The sequence below is a fragment of the Vibrio sp. 1562 genome, from assembly GCF_033340155.1.
Taxonomy (GTDB): Bacteria; Pseudomonadota; Gammaproteobacteria; order Enterobacterales; family Vibrionaceae; genus Vibrio; species Vibrio alginolyticus.
Window position 1 is genome coordinate 69,441 of record NZ_JAWOVY010000012.1, and the last position, 15,881, is coordinate 85,321.

Annotated in this window: 15 protein-coding genes; 2 read left to right on the plus strand and 13 right to left on the minus strand. The window is 44.2% G+C overall.

Annotation, left to right across the window (positions count from 1 at the left end; translation table 11 throughout):
- Window positions 1-152: 152 nt before the first annotated feature.
- From R7Z49_RS14060 to R7Z49_RS14075, 4 genes are all read right to left on the minus strand, one after another.
- The gene (locus R7Z49_RS14060; protein WP_005379254.1) at window positions 153-641 is read right to left on the minus strand and encodes a DUF2489 domain-containing protein; all 489 of its coding nucleotides are present in this window, start codon (window positions 639-641) and stop codon (window positions 153-155) included.
- Window positions 642-648: 7 nt separating this feature from the next.
- The gene (gene yihI, locus R7Z49_RS14065; protein ID WP_005379252.1) at window positions 649-1,191 is read right to left on the minus strand and encodes a Der GTPase-activating protein YihI; all 543 of its coding nucleotides are present in this window, start codon (window positions 1,189-1,191) and stop codon (window positions 649-651) included.
- Window positions 1,191-1,829, minus strand: a complete 639-nt coding sequence (locus R7Z49_RS14070) for a class I SAM-dependent methyltransferase (protein ID WP_005379250.1) — start codon at window positions 1,827-1,829, stop codon at window positions 1,191-1,193. The genes yihI and R7Z49_RS14070 overlap by 1 nt, the downstream gene beginning before the upstream one ends.
- Window positions 1,830-2,667: 838 nt before the next feature.
- The gene (locus R7Z49_RS14075) at window positions 2,668-3,285 is read right to left on the minus strand and encodes a c-type cytochrome (RefSeq protein WP_005379248.1); all 618 of its coding nucleotides are present in this window, start codon (window positions 3,283-3,285) and stop codon (window positions 2,668-2,670) included.
- Window positions 3,286-3,444: 159 nt separating this feature from the next.
- Between R7Z49_RS14075 and yihA the strand changes: the two genes are divergently transcribed.
- Window positions 3,445-4,104: a ribosome biogenesis GTP-binding protein YihA/YsxC gene (gene yihA, locus R7Z49_RS14080; protein ID WP_017635019.1), complete on the plus strand. Its 660-nt coding sequence runs from the start codon at window positions 3,445-3,447 to the stop codon at window positions 4,102-4,104.
- 747 nt (window positions 4,105-4,851) lie between these two features.
- Here yihA and polA read toward each other — a convergent pair.
- The 3 genes from polA to hemB form a co-directional block, all read right to left on the minus strand.
- The gene (gene polA / locus R7Z49_RS14085) at window positions 4,852-7,638 is read right to left on the minus strand and encodes a DNA polymerase I (RefSeq protein ID WP_318111758.1); all 2,787 of its coding nucleotides are present in this window, start codon (window positions 7,636-7,638) and stop codon (window positions 4,852-4,854) included.
- A 619-nt stretch (window positions 7,639-8,257) separates the two neighbouring features.
- Window positions 8,258-8,692 carry a GNAT family N-acetyltransferase gene (locus R7Z49_RS14090; protein WP_005379245.1) on the minus strand — a complete coding sequence of 145 codons (435 nt, stop codon included), beginning with the start codon at window positions 8,690-8,692 and terminating at the stop codon, window positions 8,258-8,260.
- 127 nt (window positions 8,693-8,819) lie between these two features.
- Window positions 8,820-9,881 (minus strand): porphobilinogen synthase, encoded by a 1,062-nt coding sequence (gene hemB, locus R7Z49_RS14095; RefSeq protein ID WP_031777176.1) that lies wholly within the window; start codon window positions 9,879-9,881, stop codon window positions 8,820-8,822.
- Between the two features lie 184 nt (window positions 9,882-10,065).
- Here hemB and R7Z49_RS14100 point away from each other — a divergent pair, with 184 nt between their 5' ends.
- Entirely contained in the window at window positions 10,066-10,827 is a 762-nt protein-coding gene (locus R7Z49_RS14100; RefSeq protein WP_017821949.1) for a TatD family hydrolase, read from the plus strand.
- 459 nt (window positions 10,828-11,286) lie between these two features.
- On the opposite strand, the gene tatC is transcribed toward R7Z49_RS14100, so the two are convergent.
- The 6 genes from tatC to ubiE form a co-directional block, all read right to left on the minus strand.
- Window positions 11,287-12,039, minus strand: a complete 753-nt coding sequence (gene tatC / locus R7Z49_RS14105) for a twin-arginine translocase subunit TatC (RefSeq protein WP_005379234.1) — start codon at window positions 12,037-12,039, stop codon at window positions 11,287-11,289.
- 68 nt (window positions 12,040-12,107) lie between these two features.
- Window positions 12,108-12,506: a Sec-independent protein translocase protein TatB gene (gene tatB / locus R7Z49_RS14110; protein WP_033905892.1), complete on the minus strand. Its 399-nt coding sequence runs from the start codon at window positions 12,504-12,506 to the stop codon at window positions 12,108-12,110.
- A 3-nt stretch (window positions 12,507-12,509) separates the two neighbouring features.
- Entirely contained in the window at window positions 12,510-12,755 is a 246-nt protein-coding gene (tatA, locus tag R7Z49_RS14115; protein WP_005382958.1) for a Sec-independent protein translocase subunit TatA, read from the minus strand.
- Window positions 12,756-12,807: 52 nt separating this feature from the next.
- On the minus strand, window positions 12,808-14,442 hold the full coding sequence (gene ubiB, locus R7Z49_RS14120; protein ID WP_005379226.1) for a ubiquinone biosynthesis regulatory protein kinase UbiB: 1,635 nt from the start codon (window positions 14,440-14,442) through the stop codon (window positions 12,808-12,810).
- Window positions 14,439-15,074: an SCP2 domain-containing protein gene (locus tag R7Z49_RS14125; protein WP_005379213.1), complete on the minus strand. Its 636-nt coding sequence runs from the start codon at window positions 15,072-15,074 to the stop codon at window positions 14,439-14,441. The genes ubiB and R7Z49_RS14125 overlap by 4 nt, the downstream gene beginning before the upstream one ends.
- An 11-nt stretch (window positions 15,075-15,085) precedes the next feature.
- Window positions 15,086-15,865 carry a bifunctional demethylmenaquinone methyltransferase/2-methoxy-6-polyprenyl-1,4-benzoquinol methylase UbiE gene (gene ubiE / locus R7Z49_RS14130; RefSeq protein ID WP_005379210.1) on the minus strand — a complete coding sequence of 260 codons (780 nt, stop codon included), beginning with the start codon at window positions 15,863-15,865 and terminating at the stop codon, window positions 15,086-15,088.
- Between the last annotated feature and the right edge of the window lie 16 nt (window positions 15,866-15,881).

Sequence of the window (15,881 nt, forward strand, 5' to 3'; positions counted from 1 at the left end):
AAAGCCGTCACCCGATATTCAGAGCCGCTATTTTGCCATACGACGATGACAAGCGTGGCAACGCCGACTGGCTTTTTAAGTATAAAACTAAAGAAGTGCTAGCGTGATCACGATACCCCCATTAGTCATAAGGAGACTATTGGGGGTCGCGCTTAAATCATCTGAATATTGATTTGATTATTCAGTGGCTGGACGTTTTTCTGCAACACTTTGAGCTCCTCAATAATCGCATCAGTGAGGCGGCTTTCCGCTTTATGACGCGTCAAGTTCTGTTGCATACGCTCTTTCTTGGCAAGTTGTTGGCGTTCTTCGCCACGCGCCATATCTTTCACGATGTGGTAAAGCTCAGAAATCGCAGGGTACGTTTTATCGAAATCAACGCGGTCTTCACCTTGTACATAATCCATGATGTTATACACACGGATACTGATTTCAGATAAATCGCACTGGCCTTGAATGCCCGCCTGACACAAGGTATGCACATTCTCAAAAATGTTGGCGTTACGTTTGTCTATCGCCAATTTTTGATGCTTCAGCTGCAATTCCTTTTGCTTTTTCAATTGAAGCAGAAGGTAACCTGCATAAGAAGCGAGTGCGATGATAATCACAACACCAGCAATAGCTAATAAGGTTACATTCATAGCTTAATTATCCTTTATAGTCGTCGAAATTAATGTCGTCGAAATCTGCCAGCAAGTCATCATCGTTGCGCGTGCTTTTCTCAGCAGGTGCAGTGAAGTCTTCCTCTTCTTCAGGTTCCAACAAACCTAGTTGGTCCATTAGTTTCTCAATGCGATCGAGTTTCTCATCGACGAATTTCTGTAGACCTGTGCCCAGGTTTTCACCCGCTTCAATACGGTCTAGCAACACGTTCAATTGCGCGTCATTTTCTAGCATCTCTAGTTCTTGCTCTGCCGACAAACGACGCTCTTGCTTCGTCATTTTCTTCGCAGGTTCAACAATCAGAGGTATTTTCTTTTTGCTGCCTAAGCGCGGGTCGCGATTTTGTGCAGCAGCTTGCTTTTTCTGCTCGTTAACTTCTGAGTTACGGTTACCCGTTTTCAGACCTTTACGCTTTTTAGCACGCTTGCGTAAGCGGCCTTCCACATCAGATTCTGTACGGTTACGAGTTACAACAAACTCAGGTGCACCAGCGGCACCCGGTTTTCTAGATTTTTTACTACGGCTCATTACTGGGGTTTCCTCAGTAAAATTACATCATTACCAATAAATTCGAGTTCGAGCTTATCCCGCTCAGCTAGGAACTGGAACGTGTCACGACTAAAGAACACTACGTGAGTGAGATCGTTCTTATAATGCCATGATTTGAAAGCCTCCACGTCGATGACCATTTTCGTCATCAGGCCTATCCAGCCCCCTGGCTTAACTAAATTCAACCATTGCTTCCACACCAAATCTGGGTGGTAGAGGTGCTCTATCACCTCTGTTGCTGTCATGAAGTCGTACGTTTTTTCTAAAACCGACGTATCAGGGTGGTAGTAGAGATCGTACAACGCCATGTTGTGCCCCGCCTCTTCCAGCATCAAGGAGAGCGTTGGGCCAGGACCACAACCAAAGTCGATACCATTTGATTGTGGAGAAATTCGCTCTGTGATCGGGTCAGCAATACGCGACAAAAAGCGTCGGTAACCCAAATCATCGGGGTTGTTCTCATGCAAATCATAGTGAGCTTTTTCGCTTTCCGCATCCAAACGTTGGTCTGGATTTACGAATACCAAGCTGCACTGCTCACATTGAAGATATTCACGACGCTTATCTTCAAAATAATGGTGAGTGCGCTGATTTTGGCATAAAGGACAGGTATGCATGCTGACTTCCTCAAACAGGGATGCGAAACATACCAGAAAGTGAACTCGGATTGGAGTGTTGTTGAGTATTTTTTCAGCAATTTTTATTAAAAAACTTTGTTTACAACCTATAAAGCTAAATAAGTGCAGTAATCTCAATTCAAGTTACGACTGAGCAAGTCAACGGATATAAAAAAAGCGACAGTCAGACTGTCGCTTTCTAAGTGCCATCAATTGGCGAAACTGTGTTGCACACATTTGGTGCACCAATGATCCCTTTGTTTTTAGAGCTTTCCCTGCCAAAAAGAGTTGTTTTTCATCTTCCTGATGAGTTTTGGCTATCCGTTTACTTCCTGTCTACTGAGCAACTTCCTGTGCCTGATCCGTTTCACTGTCTTAACCGTCAGACGAGATGACCATCCTTATCTGATAGGCTCCCTACCTATCTAAATCCCTTTCTAAATCACCAAGCATCCGAGCTACATCCTTGGAGACCTAAACCGTGGTCTTAAATCCTTACATTCACTCCCTGTGAACGACTTCTACTTTACGCCATCCCGTTATGCTCACAAGTAATGGGTTGAAAAAATAATCCGCCTATTTTTCTAAAAAATCAAAATTATCATTTAATCAAAAGCTTAAAAACACTAACAAGAAAAAGCCAACATCAAGTATGGCAAATGTCTCACAAACTGCCGAGCCAACTATCGCTTTCGCATCCAAACTCGACTGTGATATCTGTCACGAACAAAAATGCCCTAGTGGATTCACTAGGGCATTTTTGTACAAGTTGCTCGAACGATGTAGGGACATCTACCCAACCAGCTCAAGATGCAGGATCTTGAGCGATTTAGGTATATTAGTGCAGACCGCCAACGTATTTAGACAGCACTTCGATATCTTCGTCTGTCATTTTCTTCGCGATGTCGCGCATCATGGCATTCATATCATTGCCACGGTCGCCATCACGGAATTTTTCTAGCTGAGCTTTGATGTAGTCAGCATGCTGACCAGAAATTTTCGGGAAACCTGAAAGCTCAGTACCATTGCCACGAGGACCATGACATGCAATACATGCGGTTAGGCCACGCTCGGCATCACCAGCGGTATAAAGCGTTTTGCCTTTTGCTACTACATCTTCAGGTGTTGAGTTTTCTGAAACTGGTAGCGAAGCGTAGTAAGCAGATAGGTCTGCGATATCTTCATCGCTCAGTGGCATTGCCATACCACTCATTACAGGATCGTAACGACCTTGTTTACCACCACTTGTCATGCCTAGCTTAAGTTCTTTTAACTGCTTCTCAAGATACTTAGCGTGTTGGCCTGCGAGTTTCGGGTACGTTGTTATTGCACTGTTGCCATCTGCTCCGTGACAGGCGACACAGGTTTGTGATTTTGCTTTACCAGCCTCAATATTACCTTGGGCCCATACTGAGCAACTGGCTAAAAGACTCAAAATTAGCGCTAATTTCTTCATGACATTCCATTATAATTATCAAGCTTCCAGTACCACGGAATGTGAACATACCGCGTACACTCATGGTACAATAGGCGACCTTATGCCGAGCACGGTTATTTTACACATTTTCACAAAAAAGTAATCAATCGACTACACAAAGTCGAGATGGAGTTAACAGTGAGCGTAAAAATTCATTACCAAAATACGCATTTCATCACCAGCGCACCCGATATTCGTCACCTGCCGGAAGACGAAGGTGTCGAAATTGCGTTTGCAGGACGCTCAAACGCTGGTAAATCGAGTGCACTTAACCGTCTAACTAATCAAAAAAGCTTAGCCAAGACATCAAAGACACCTGGTCGTACGCAATTAATCAACCTTTTCAAAGTAGAAGAAGGTTGTCACATTGTCGATCTACCTGGATACGGTTTTGCTCAAGTACCGGTAGAGATGAAAAACAAATGGCAGAAATCTTTGGGTGAATACCTACAGAAACGCGAGTGCCTAAAAGGCTTAGTGGTTCTAATGGACATTCGTCATCCAATGAAAGATCTCGACCAACAAATGATTTTCTGGGCCATCGATAGCCACATTCCTGTGCAAGTTTTGCTAACCAAAGCAGATAAACTAAAAAGTGGTGCACGCAAACAAACTCTACTGAAAGTTCGTAAGCAAGTAGAAACTTTCGGTGGTGACGTTTCTGTTGATGTGTTCTCTTCACTGAAAGGATTAGGTGTCGATCAGCTACGTGCAAAACTGGATACCTGGTTTGCACCAGCACTAGCACACCTGATAGAAGAAGACGAACAAGAGATACCAGCGAGCGATGAAGAATAATTAACAATATTTGTTAAATTTCTTCGACACGGCCCTGCCATTTGGTGGGGCTTTTGTTTATCTGAACTAAATAACAGGCAATAAAAATCCCCGCCTTCCTGGCAGGGATAACGGGAGAGAAAAATTGGTAATTATTGTTATGTGACGAAGCATTGCTGAACTGAGATTCGATTTCAATAGGTTAAAAAGCGCTCTTGTTTCCTGTGTATCACCAAACATTCACTCCAAAAACACCCAATAGTGTTACAATTCAGACAGTTAAGCCAAGCAAATCTTCAAAAAGATGTAACTTAGTTTCTTTCAAGAAAAAATAATAGTGTGACTGGCGTAAATTTACAGGATGAATAACGCGATAAATTTGAAGGAAAAATCGAGATTTTGCAGTGATTTAGAAAGGTCAAAAAAGAAGGTTTCTGAAGGCTTACTTTAAGCTACTGATCCAAAAGAATAATTTTCTTTCGTCCAATAAAAAACGCCCCAGTCAAAAACTGACTGGGGCGGCTGAATCAGCCTAATCCAATAACGTGAAACAAAAGGTCTGAAAGATAGAACATCTTACCTCTGTACCCTACGAGTATTAATGTACAACAATTGGTCAGAATTGCAAAGAATTTTTGTAGTTTTTTTTCATGAAATTTTTATTAAGCAACATCAAAGTTAACTTTGCGCTAGCTTTTTTAATCTCAAAAAAAAGCCAGCGTTTGTGCGCTGGCTCATAATTAATTGGTTATTTTGGTCTAAAAGTGACTAATGAGCTTGATCCCAGTTATCACCGTGACCTGCTTCTGCAACCAACGGTACTTTTAGCTCTGCTGCAGATTCCATCAATTTCTGTACTTTACTTTCAATTTCGGACAATGATGACTCTTCAACTTCAAAGACCAATTCATCGTGTACTTGCATTAATAACTTCACACGACCATTGCCTTCTTCCTGAATCCACTGATCAACCCACAGCATCGCTTTCTTAATGATGTCCGCAGCCGTACCTTGCATTGGTGCGTTGATTGCCGCACGTTCAGCAGCTTTACGACGCATCCCGTTGCGCGATTTGATTTCTGGTAAATGCAAACGTCGACCAAAAATCGTTTCAACATACCCTTTATCTGCTGCCGTGCTGCGTGTGTCTTCCATGTACTGCATCACGCCTGGGTAACGTTCAAAGTATGTATCCATGTACGCTTGAGCCTCACCACGAGGAATGCCTAATTGCTTCGCCAAACCAAACGCACTCATGCCGTAAATAAGACCGAAATTAACCGCTTTCGCACGACGACGTTGCTCACTTGAAACGTCCTCAATAGAAACCCCCATGATTTCTGCTGCGGTTGCCGCGTGGATATCTTTGCCATCACGGAATGCATCCAATAAAGCTTGGTCGCCAGAAAGGTGCGCCATGATGCGAAGTTCGATTTGCGAGTAGTCGACCGCTAAGATTTTATGCCCTGATGGCGCGACAAACGCTTGACGAATACGACGGCCGGCTTCGTTACGAATTGGAATATTCTGTAAGTTCGGATCAGTAGAAGATAGACGACCCGTTGCGGTCACTGCTTGGTGGTAAGAAGTATGCACGCGACCCGTTGATGGGTTGATCATCTTCGGCAGTTTGTCGGTGTAAGTTGATTTTAGCTTCGCCAGACCACGGTATTCCAAAATCAGTTTTGGTAGTGGGTAGTCTAGTGCGAGTTCTTGCAGAACTTCTTCATTCGTCGATGGTGTGCCTGATGGCGTTTTCTTCACAACCGGTAAACCCATTTTTTCAAATAGGATGGCTTGTAATTGCTTTGGCGAGTTCATGTTAAACTCTTGCTCTGCAATTTCGTACGCTTTCTTTTCAAGCTCATCAAGGCGAGCGGTAATCTCGACCGACTGCGCACTCAGCTTCATTTCATCGATAAAGACCCCAGTGCGTTCAATGCGCGAAAGAACTGGCACCAACGGCATTTCAATCTCTTCGTAAACTGTCTTCAGGCTTTCATCCTGCTCGATATTAGCAAACAAGCGATTGTGCAGACGAAGGGTCACATCCGCATCTTCTGCCGCGTATGGCGATGCTTGTTCCAGTTCGATTTGGTTAAACGTAAGCTGATTTTTGCCTTTACCTGCAATTTGCTCAAAAGAAATGCAGCTGTGCTGTAGGAAGCGAAGCGCCAAGCTGTCCATATCGTGTTTACCGCCGACACTGTTGTAGATATACGATTCCAACATCGTGTCGTGCTTGATACCTTTTAGCTCAATGTCGTAACGAGCGAGTACAGACGCATCATACTTTAAGTTTTGACCGACTTTTGCTTTCGCTGCATCTTCAAGAATTGGCTTCAGCTGTTCTAGTACCCAATCACGATCAAGCTGTTCAGGCGCATCTAAATAGTCATGTGCAACTGGCACATAAGCCGCAATACCTTCATCGACAGCGAATGACAAACCAACTAGATTCGCTAGCATGTAATCTAGGTTATCGGTCTCCGTATCAAATGCAAACAGCTCAGCCGTTTGAAGTTTATCTAGCCAAGCATTGAAGGTTTCTTTATCCAGAATTGTTTCATATTGGCTGCGATCGATTGTTACCGCAGAAGTTTCCATCTCGGCTTGAGAAGAAGAAGCTTGTGAAGATCCAGCAAGCTCTACAGCCTCCACAGATCCAGAACCGCCTTCAAGTAGTTCATTCAACCAAGATTTAAACGTCAGTTGGCCATACAGCTTCACTAATTCGTCTTTATTTGGTTCCGCTTTCAGCAATGATTCTGGCGTTTCCTCAAGCTCAACATCCAATTTGATGGTCGCGAGCTCATACGAAAGCATGGCATTTTCTTTGTTGTCGATGAGCTTTTTCGCCATGGTTTTAGAACCACGGAAACCAAGCCCTGCAATATCATCGAGGTTTTCATACAACTTCGTCAGACCACCAATACCTTGCAGTAGTGCGGTCGCTGTTTTATCACCGACACCCGGTACACCAGGAATGTTATCTACTTTATCGCCCATCAGTGCTAAGTAGTCGATGATCAACTCAGGTGGAATGCCAAACTTTTCAACCACACCTTCACGATCCATTACGACGTTCGTCATGGTGTTGATCAAGGTAATGTTATCATCCACTAGCTGCGCCATGTCTTTATCACCAGTACTGATCAATACAGGCATGCCCTTTTGTGATGCTTGGTATGCTAACGTACCGATGACGTCATCCGCCTCGACGCCAGGAACACAGATCAGCGGCAAACCCATTGCACGAATAACATTGTGTAATGGTTCAATTTGACAACGCAGGTCATCCGGCATTGGCGGACGATTCGCTTTGTATTCTGCATACATATCATCACGAAAGGTTTTTCCCTTTGCATCGAAAACCACCGCGATGCGCTCAGACGCAAACTGACGCATCATGCTGCGTAACATGTTCACGACGCCGTAAACGGCATTAGTTGGAATTTCACCATTGCTCATGGTGCCCGGGTAGGCGTGAAAAGCGCGATATAGGTAAGAAGAGCCGTCGATAAGGATCAACGGATTTTCAGGAATACTTGCCATAATTGTCTGTATCCAATTCAGTACTTGAGAGATCTGCCTAGGATGCCATGACTGCTGATCTGAATCTATCTTGTTCGCTCGATCTAGGTCGCGTAAATTTTTCCGACTTTATTCACGAAAACACCACCTCCTGTGGATAACTCTGTTTATAGAAATTATCCACTGGTTATCCAATAACAAAAAACACAAGAAAACACCAACCCAAACCATTGATTAATAACAATAAATTCGCATAACGGCGAGAAGATCAACGATCCTAAAATGATCATCGCATGTGGAAAAGATATTAATAGTGACGTCAAATAGAAATCGTAGAAAAGAAAAAAGCGACCCGAATGGGGTCGCCTAGCAGAAGTGGTAAAGCAAATTCTGTAAATAGAGCAGCTTAACCAAGAAGCTATAAATTACACTGGAAGCAATGTGAGCAATGTCGTGTCAAAAAGAATTCGTGCAAGTTCTCGGAAAAATGTTTCATCACTTCTCAACTTTCAGTTAATTAACTTCTGTTAATAAGTCACTCAACGTCCTTGTGAACTTTCCTCATTCCCTAAGACAGGTTTAATAATAATGATTCTCATTTCGTAGTCAACAGTTAAATGAGAAAAAATCTCATTTATTTTCACATTGCTTTAATGAAATGCACTCGAGATTCTCGAAGATTTACTTTTTCTTCAAACTTTTCAATTATATAGCCATTTCTCAATAACAAGCGAAGCATAGCCGGAAACTGGTTTCGAGATTTCACTTTTAATGTGTTGTAGCCTTGTTCTGCCACCCAATCCTCTTGAGCTTCCAAAAGCAGTTGTGCCACGCCTTCATTTCGAGCTTCAGGGACAACACCACCTAACCAGCTATAGAAAACACCATCCTCTAATTCGTAACCTATTTTGAAGCCGACAATCGTGCCATTTTTTTCTGCAACGAGGATTAAACTGTTTTTCTCTTCTAAACGTTGAGTCATGGAGTCTACCGTTTCTCCTTTCGAAAACTCGGTAACACGCGCCACAACTTGAAGTGCTTCTTCCAATGTGCCTTCACGAATCAGCATTGTCATTGTTCTCTTCTCCAAAATAAAAATACCCAAGCACCTTGGATTGTTACTGTTGTAATCCGCCTGAGGTTACTTGGGTATATACAGACGAACAACTCTTGTTGGTCTGGTATTTCTCACTGAGCGATAATTACTCTTCTGTCGCTTCCGGAGTACGATTTAGGTGTTGAGCAGTTTGTGCATTCTCTTCTGCCAACCACTCAGCAACGTCTTTCGCAAAGTACGTTAAGATGCCATCTGCACCTGCACGTTTGAAGCACAATAGTGATTCCATCACAATTTCACGCTCTTTGAGCCAGCCATTCATGATCGCCGCTTTATGCATCGCGTACTCACCAGACACCTGATAAGCAAACGTCGGTACCTGAAGTTCGGTTTTAACTCGGCGAACTACATCTAAGTATGGCATACCAGGTTTAACCATCACCATGTCCGCACCTTCATTGATGTCTAGCGCCACTTCATGGATCGCTTCGTCAATGTTTGCAGGGTCCATTTGGTAGTTTTTCTTGTTGCCGCCTTTTAGATTTGAAGAAGAGCCAACCGCATCACGGAATGGTCCGTAGTAGTTCGATGCGTACTTAGCCGAGTAAGCCATGATTTGAGTATGAATGTAGCCCGCGTTTTCTAATGCTTCGCGGATCTTACCAATTCGGCCATCCATCATGTCTGAAGGCGCGACTACGTCAGCACCCGCTTCTGCATGAGACAAAGCCTGCTTAACCAATACTTCTGTGGTTTCATCATTCATTACGTAGCCATCTTCATCGATGATGCCGTCTTGGCCATGTGTCGTGAATGGGTCGAGTGCCACGTCTGTGATTACACCAATTTGAGGAATGTGTTCTTTAAGCGCTCGTACTGCTCGCTGAACCAAACCTTCTGGGTTGTAGGCTTCAGTAGCACATAAGCTTTTAGCGTCTTGGTTTACGACAGGGAAAAGCGCGATTGCTGGAACGCCTAGATTTGCAAGGTATTGTGCTTCTTCTAGCATTAAATCAATCGACAAACGCTCTACACCCGGCATGGACTCCACGCTCTCACGACGATCTTTACCCATAAGAATGAACATTGGATAAATCAGATCATTAACAGAAAGTTGGTTCTCAGCCATCAAACGACGACTAAAATCGTGCTTACGTAAACGACGCATACGGCGTGCAGGGAATGGACCTTGAATTGATACAGACACCATTTTCTCCTTGTCTGGACGGTTATGATGATCAAATCATCTGGTGAACAAAATCATATCACTCTTGATGCATGTTGCGAGTGACAATCTGGAAAAAGGTAATGAAAAAAACTGAAAATGACCCAGCACTCACACTCAAGTATACTTCGAATACGAAACCAACTATGAAGCACAGAGAGTAACGATGATCGATACCCACGCGCACATCTATGCCAGCGAATTTGATAACGACCGCGATGAAGTAGTACAACGCGCCTTAACGCAAGGCATTAATAAAATCCTGTTGCCAAACATCGATCTGGACTCTATTGAGCCCATGCTACAAACCGAAGCGGCATATCCTGACGTGTGCCACTCAATGATGGGACTCCACCCTTGTTATGTGGACAGCAATGTTGAACAAACGTTGGAGATCATCCGCGGTTGGTTTGAGAAACACAAGTTTATTGCGGTGGGCGAAATCGGTATCGACCTGTATTGGGATAAAACCTATCGTGCTGAGCAAGAAATGGCGTTCGTAGCTCAACTTAACTGGGCAAAAGAGATGGACTTACCAGTCGTTATCCACACTCGTGATTCGATTGAAGAAACACTCACTTTGCTAAGACAAGAGCAAGATGGTCGTCTGCGTGGTGTATTCCACTGTTTTGGAGGCAGCTTAGAAGAAGCGCAAGCAATCAATGAGCTAGGCTTCCACTTAGGCTTGGGTGGCGTATCGACCTTTAAGAATGGCGGGATGGATAAAGTCATTCCACATTTGGATATGCAGTGGGTCATTTTAGAAACCGACTGTCCATATTTAGCGCCTGTGCCACACCGTGGTAAACGTAATGAACCAGCCTACACTTCTCTCGTTGCACAACGTGTTGCCGACTTGCGTGATGTCGACATCGCAACCATCGATGCCATAACGACTGAGAATGCCAAAAAGCTGTTTAATATTTAATTCACGAGAATTGAAAAAAGCGACGAAATCAACGTCGCTTTTTTATCACCTAAACTATTGAATGAACGATTCAACCCGTTGAAATAGTAGAACAATCCATACAAAATTATTGATAAACATAATAATTAACTAGCAACTCTACTTACTTCTCATATCGTCACTTTACTTCGTCCGCTTTGCAAAACTGTCGACAACTCGACACATTATTTTTCTATACTGATTTACGCCCATTAATTAGCACAAATGTAAAACAGCATGAATATGGAAGTTGAAGTGTGTACACATGGTGCTTACTTACAACGCGTACCGCGCAGTTTTTTTCAAAAGCTGCTGGGCATCAAGGAAGTATACGTATGCACAAAATGTGGTTACGTCATGAAAGTTAAGTAATTAGCCCAAGAAAAAACCAACCGCAAAAAAAGCGGCTCAATTGAGCCGCTTTTCACATCTAGATTAGCCTTATTCTTCGGTTTCCGCTTCTACTTCTTCGCTTCGACGAGTATAAAAACGCGCGAAGAACAAACCGACTTCAAACAGTAAACACATCGGAATAGCGAGTAAGGTTTGCGAGATCATGTCTGGTGGCGTTAACACCATACCTACGACAAACGCAGCCACTATAATATAAGGACGTTTCTGTCTTAAATCTTCTGGTGTAGTGGCCCCAGTCCAACACAACAAAATAATCGCAACAGGCACCTCAAATGCGATACCAAACGCCATAAATAGCGCCAGCACAAAGTCGAGATAACTCGAGATATCAGTTGCAAACTCTACTCCACCAAGAGAGATGGCGGTAAAGAAGCCAAACACCAATGGAAATACCACGAAGTAGGCAAATGCCACTCCACAGTAGAACAATAGCGAACTAGAGAACAGCAGTGGCATGATCAATCGACGTTCATGCTTGTACAAACCTGGCGCTACAAAGGCCCAAACTTGATACAAAATAAACGGCACCGCAATAAATACCGAAGCAATTAACGTCAGCTTAAGTGGCGTAAAAAAAGGTGACGCTACATCCGTAGCAATCATGGTCGCGCCTTCAGGTAGACGTTCTACTAAAGGTGCGGAAACAAACTCGTAAATGTGGTTAGAGAAATAAATTAGTCCGACAAACACGACCAACACTGCGAGGATTGAACGCAGTAGTCGGTTGCGAAGCTCCAACAAATGACTAATTAAAGGTTGTGTCTGCTCGACGGTAGACATGGCAAACCTCTTATTAAAAACCAGATCAAAAAGGAGCTACCAATCACTAGTAGCTCCTCCTAATGAGACTATTCGGCTTTCTTATCTGCCGCTGTAACCTTGCTCTCTTGCGCTTTCTCTACCTTTTCTGCTGCTGGCTCTGTTTTTACAGGCTCAGCCTCTGAATCGGTGTTCTTTGCGTAAGGACGATTTACAGATTGCGCTGCCTTCTTCAACTCTTCAACTGAAGATTTCAACTCAGGGGACAAATCATCCATCCCCATTTGTTCTGCTTTGCGCAAGTTTTCTTGCAGCTCTTGGACTTTCAGCTCGTGTGACAATTCGTCTTTGACGCTATTTGCCATACTCTTAGCGGCACCGATAAAGCGAGACACGCTGCGAATAGCATGAGGCAAACGCTCCGGCCCAAGAACGACCAGACCAACAACAGATATTAATACCAGTTCCCAAAAACCGATATCAAACACGTTTTACGCCTGCTCTTTGTCTTTTTTCGTTTCAGGAGCAGCTTCTTTTTTCTGCTGCTCTTCTAGACTTTTTGGTTCGAAGTCTGCGTCTTTGTCATTTTTCGCAGGTTCATCTTCGCTCATCGCTTTTTTGAAGCCCTTAACGGCACCACCCAGATCGCCACCGATACCGCGTAGTTTCTTTGTTCCGAATAGCAATACAACAATTACAGCAATGATTAGAAGTTGCCAAACACTGATACCACCCATTCTCTTTACCTCGGGTCTTTAAACAAACAAAAATATTTCAAGAGTTTAACGTCTATTGACGATAAGCTCGCCAACTAAGCAGCCAAAATGTGACACCTGCGATACCGCAGGCCAACGAAAGCTGCTCAAAAGCATCGTTCACCAATATTGCCGAGCATACGACTAAAGTCGCGCCAACGCCAAACAAAAACTTTCCTGTCGCCTGCTGGCGCTTGCTCTGGCGATACCCTTGATAAAGCTGATCCATACGTTGATTCATCGCTTTACCTTGTTTCAGGCTATCGTAAAGTAGCTCTGGCAGTTCAGGTAATTTCTCTGCCCAAAATGGTGCGCGGTCTTTAATCGCATTCACTAGAGCTTGCGGCCCAACTTGATTCATCATCCATTCCTCCAGGAATGGTTTTGCGGTCTCCCACAAATCGAGTTGAGGATATAGCTGCCTACCAAGCCCTTCCACGTACAATAGCGTTTTTTGCAACAGTACAAGCTGTGGCTGAACCTCCATATTGAATCGACGTGCCGTGTTGAACAAATTCAACAACACATGACCAAAGGAGATTTCGCACAATGGCTTAGCAAAAATAGGCTCACACACAATGCGAATCGCGAACTCAAACTCATCGACATTGGTATCCGCAGGCACCCACCCTGAATCCACATGTAACTCCGCCACTCGGCGGTAGTCACGATTGAAAAACGCCAGGAAGTTTTCCGCCAGATAACGCTTGTCTTCGCTATTAAGTGTACCAACGATTCCGCAATCTAGCCCTATCCACATTGGGTTCTCTGGATGTTCGGGTTTGACGAACACATTACCCGGATGCATATCGGCATGGAAAAAGCTGTCTCGGAACACCTGAGTGAAGAACACACTCACACCGCGTTCCGCGAGCAATTTCATATTGGTGCCATTTGCTTTCAAGCCTTCAATATCAGAGACTTGAATGCCATATATTCGCTCAGAAACCATGACAGTTTCATTACTGAAGTCGGGAAAAACTTCAGGAACATACAATTCTTCGCTGCCCTCAAAGTTGCGGCGCAACTGAATGGCATTCGCCGCCTCACGTCGCAAGTCGAGTTCATCAAGCAGGGTTTTCTCGTACTCACGCACGACTTCAACTGGTTTTAAACGACGTGCTTCAGGCATCGCTCCGGCGACTATACGCGCCATTCGGTGCATCAGTTTTAGATCTGAATCAATGACTGGGCGAATATCTGGGCGGATAACCTTTAATACCACTTCTTGGTTAGTGTCTTTTATGCGCGCAGTATGTACCTGAGCAATCGACGCAGACGCCAGTGGTTTGATATCAAACTCGGTAAACCATTTTTCTAACGGACCACCTAATGCTTGCTCCATCTGCTTTTTTGCCAACTCGCCATCAAAAGGAGCGACTTGGTCTTGAAGTAAAGCTAGGGGATCAGCGATATGCGGAGGAAATAAGTCACGGCGCGTCGACATCATCTGACCGAACTTAATCCAAACCGGCCCCAGCTCTTGCAGTGCTAAACGCAGACGTTCACCGAGTGGTTTTTCTGGGTGCTTGTTCTTAATCCAAAACAAGCTTTTGCGCAGTAAAAGCGGAGCTTTGGTCAGTTGGTGATCGGGAAGCAGCTCATCTAAGCCGTATTCCAGTTGTACTTTGGCGATGTGGTATAAGCGCTTTAGTTCTGCTGGCGTCATGGTTTCTCCAATGCAGGCTTATCTGCATCCAGCTTATTCAGCAAAGCCGTTAAACGAGCTTCAATGCGAGAAGCCTGGCTGCGAACCTCATCAACTTGGTCGCAGAAATAGGCCACTTCTAACGGAGCGGGAGCCAGTTTCCATTCTTCAGTCACTACTTGCGCAAGATGACGCTGGTGTTTTTCTGCTTGAGACGCAAGAAAGTTGCCGATGTTTTTTGAACCTTGCACAAAGGTATGTGCGGCGACATCGCCAGTCACGCGAGACAACCACTCTTCAACATCTGGTTTGCAATCCACCATCAACTGAGAGAATTTCTGCGCCAATTGAATATCGCCTTCGAGTTCAAGTTTATCTTGTTTAATAAGACGAGTGATGTTGGCCTGATCGCGCAGCTCTGGTAACACACTCAAGTTGAGCGATAGATAGCAGTTAGGCTGCCCTTCGTAATGACCAAGCACATCAATTTGCTGACTAAAAACGAATGTCAGTGTTTTATTGATCTCTTTCAGGTGAACTTGAATAACTTGACCTTTTAGACGCGCTAAACGACGGCCCAATGCTGGGTCGTCTTTGATCAGTGTATTCAGTGACGTTTCAATCACAGCGGTGATAAGTGGTTCAAATGGCATGCCGTTAACCCTTAGAATTTATAACCGCGATGCAAAGCCACAATACCACCAGTTAAGTTGTAGTATTTGGTGTTTTCAAAACCTGCGTCTTGCATCATGCCTTCCAGCGTTTCTTGGTCTGGATGCATACGGATTGACTCCGCTAGGTAGCGGTAACTCTCTGAGTCATTCGCAACTAGCTCACCGATTCTCGGCAACAAGTGGAATGAATATGCGTCGTATACTTTCGATAACGGCTCTAGCACTGGTTTTGAAAATTCCAACACCAATAGACGGCCGCCTGGCTTCAGTACGCGGAACATTGAACGAAGCGCTTTGTCTTTGTCTGTCACATTACGCAAACAAAAACTGATGGTGATAACATCAAAATAATCATCAGGGAACGGCAGTTCTTCTGCGTTGGCTTGAACGTAATGCACGTTACCCACAATACCGTTGTCACGCAGTTTATCGCGACCAACGTTAAGCATTGAGTTATTGATATCGGCAAGGATGACATGGCCTTCATCGCCAACAATGCGCGAGAATTTCGCCGTCAAATCCCCCGTACCACCACCTAGGTCAAGAATACGCTGGCCAGGGCGAGCGCCACTACAATCGATAGTGAAGCGCTTCCAAAGGCGGTGAATACCACCTGACATCAGGTCATTCATGATGTCGTATTTTGTTGCCACGGAGTGGAATACTTCGGCAACCTTAGTCACTTTTTCGTCTTTTGCCACTGTAGAGAAACCAAAGTGAGTGGTTTCATTCTCTAACGCTGTATTGGATTGCAAACTTGTGTCCGTCATTCTAATTCCTCTTAGG

Excerpts from the sequence above, each read along its gene's own strand:
- R7Z49_RS14125 (WP_005379213.1), bottom strand. The coding sequence starts at position 15,074 with ATGCCATTTGAACCACTTATCACCGCTGTGATTGAAACGTCACTGAAT.
- ubiB (WP_005379226.1), bottom strand. The coding sequence starts at position 14,442 with ATGACGCCAGCAGAACTAAAGCGCTTATACCACATCGCCAAAGTACAA.
- R7Z49_RS14070 (WP_005379250.1), bottom strand. The coding sequence starts at position 1,829 with ATGCATACCTGTCCTTTATGCCAAAATCAGCGCACTCACCATTATTTT.
- R7Z49_RS14090 (WP_005379245.1), bottom strand. The coding sequence starts at position 8,692 with ATGACAATGCTGATTCGTGAAGGCACATTGGAAGAAGCACTTCAAGTT.
- R7Z49_RS14060 (WP_005379254.1), bottom strand. The coding sequence starts at position 641 with ATGAATGTAACCTTATTAGCTATTGCTGGTGTTGTGATTATCATCGCA.
- R7Z49_RS14100 (WP_017821949.1), top strand. The coding sequence starts at position 10,066 with ATGATCGATACCCACGCGCACATCTATGCCAGCGAATTTGATAACGAC.
- ubiE (WP_005379210.1), bottom strand. The coding sequence starts at position 15,865 with ATGACGGACACAAGTTTGCAATCCAATACAGCGTTAGAGAATGAAACC.
- R7Z49_RS14075 (WP_005379248.1), bottom strand. The coding sequence starts at position 3,285 with ATGAAGAAATTAGCGCTAATTTTGAGTCTTTTAGCCAGTTGCTCAGTA.
- polA (WP_318111758.1), bottom strand. The coding sequence starts at position 7,638 with ATGGCAAGTATTCCTGAAAATCCGTTGATCCTTATCGACGGCTCTTCT.
- yihI (WP_005379252.1), bottom strand. The coding sequence starts at position 1,191 with ATGAGCCGTAGTAAAAAATCTAGAAAACCGGGTGCCGCTGGTGCACCT.
- tatA (WP_005382958.1), bottom strand. The coding sequence starts at position 12,755 with ATGGGTGGTATCAGTGTTTGGCAACTTCTAATCATTGCTGTAATTGTT.
- tatC (WP_005379234.1), bottom strand. The coding sequence starts at position 12,039 with ATGTCTACCGTCGAGCAGACACAACCTTTAATTAGTCATTTGTTGGAG.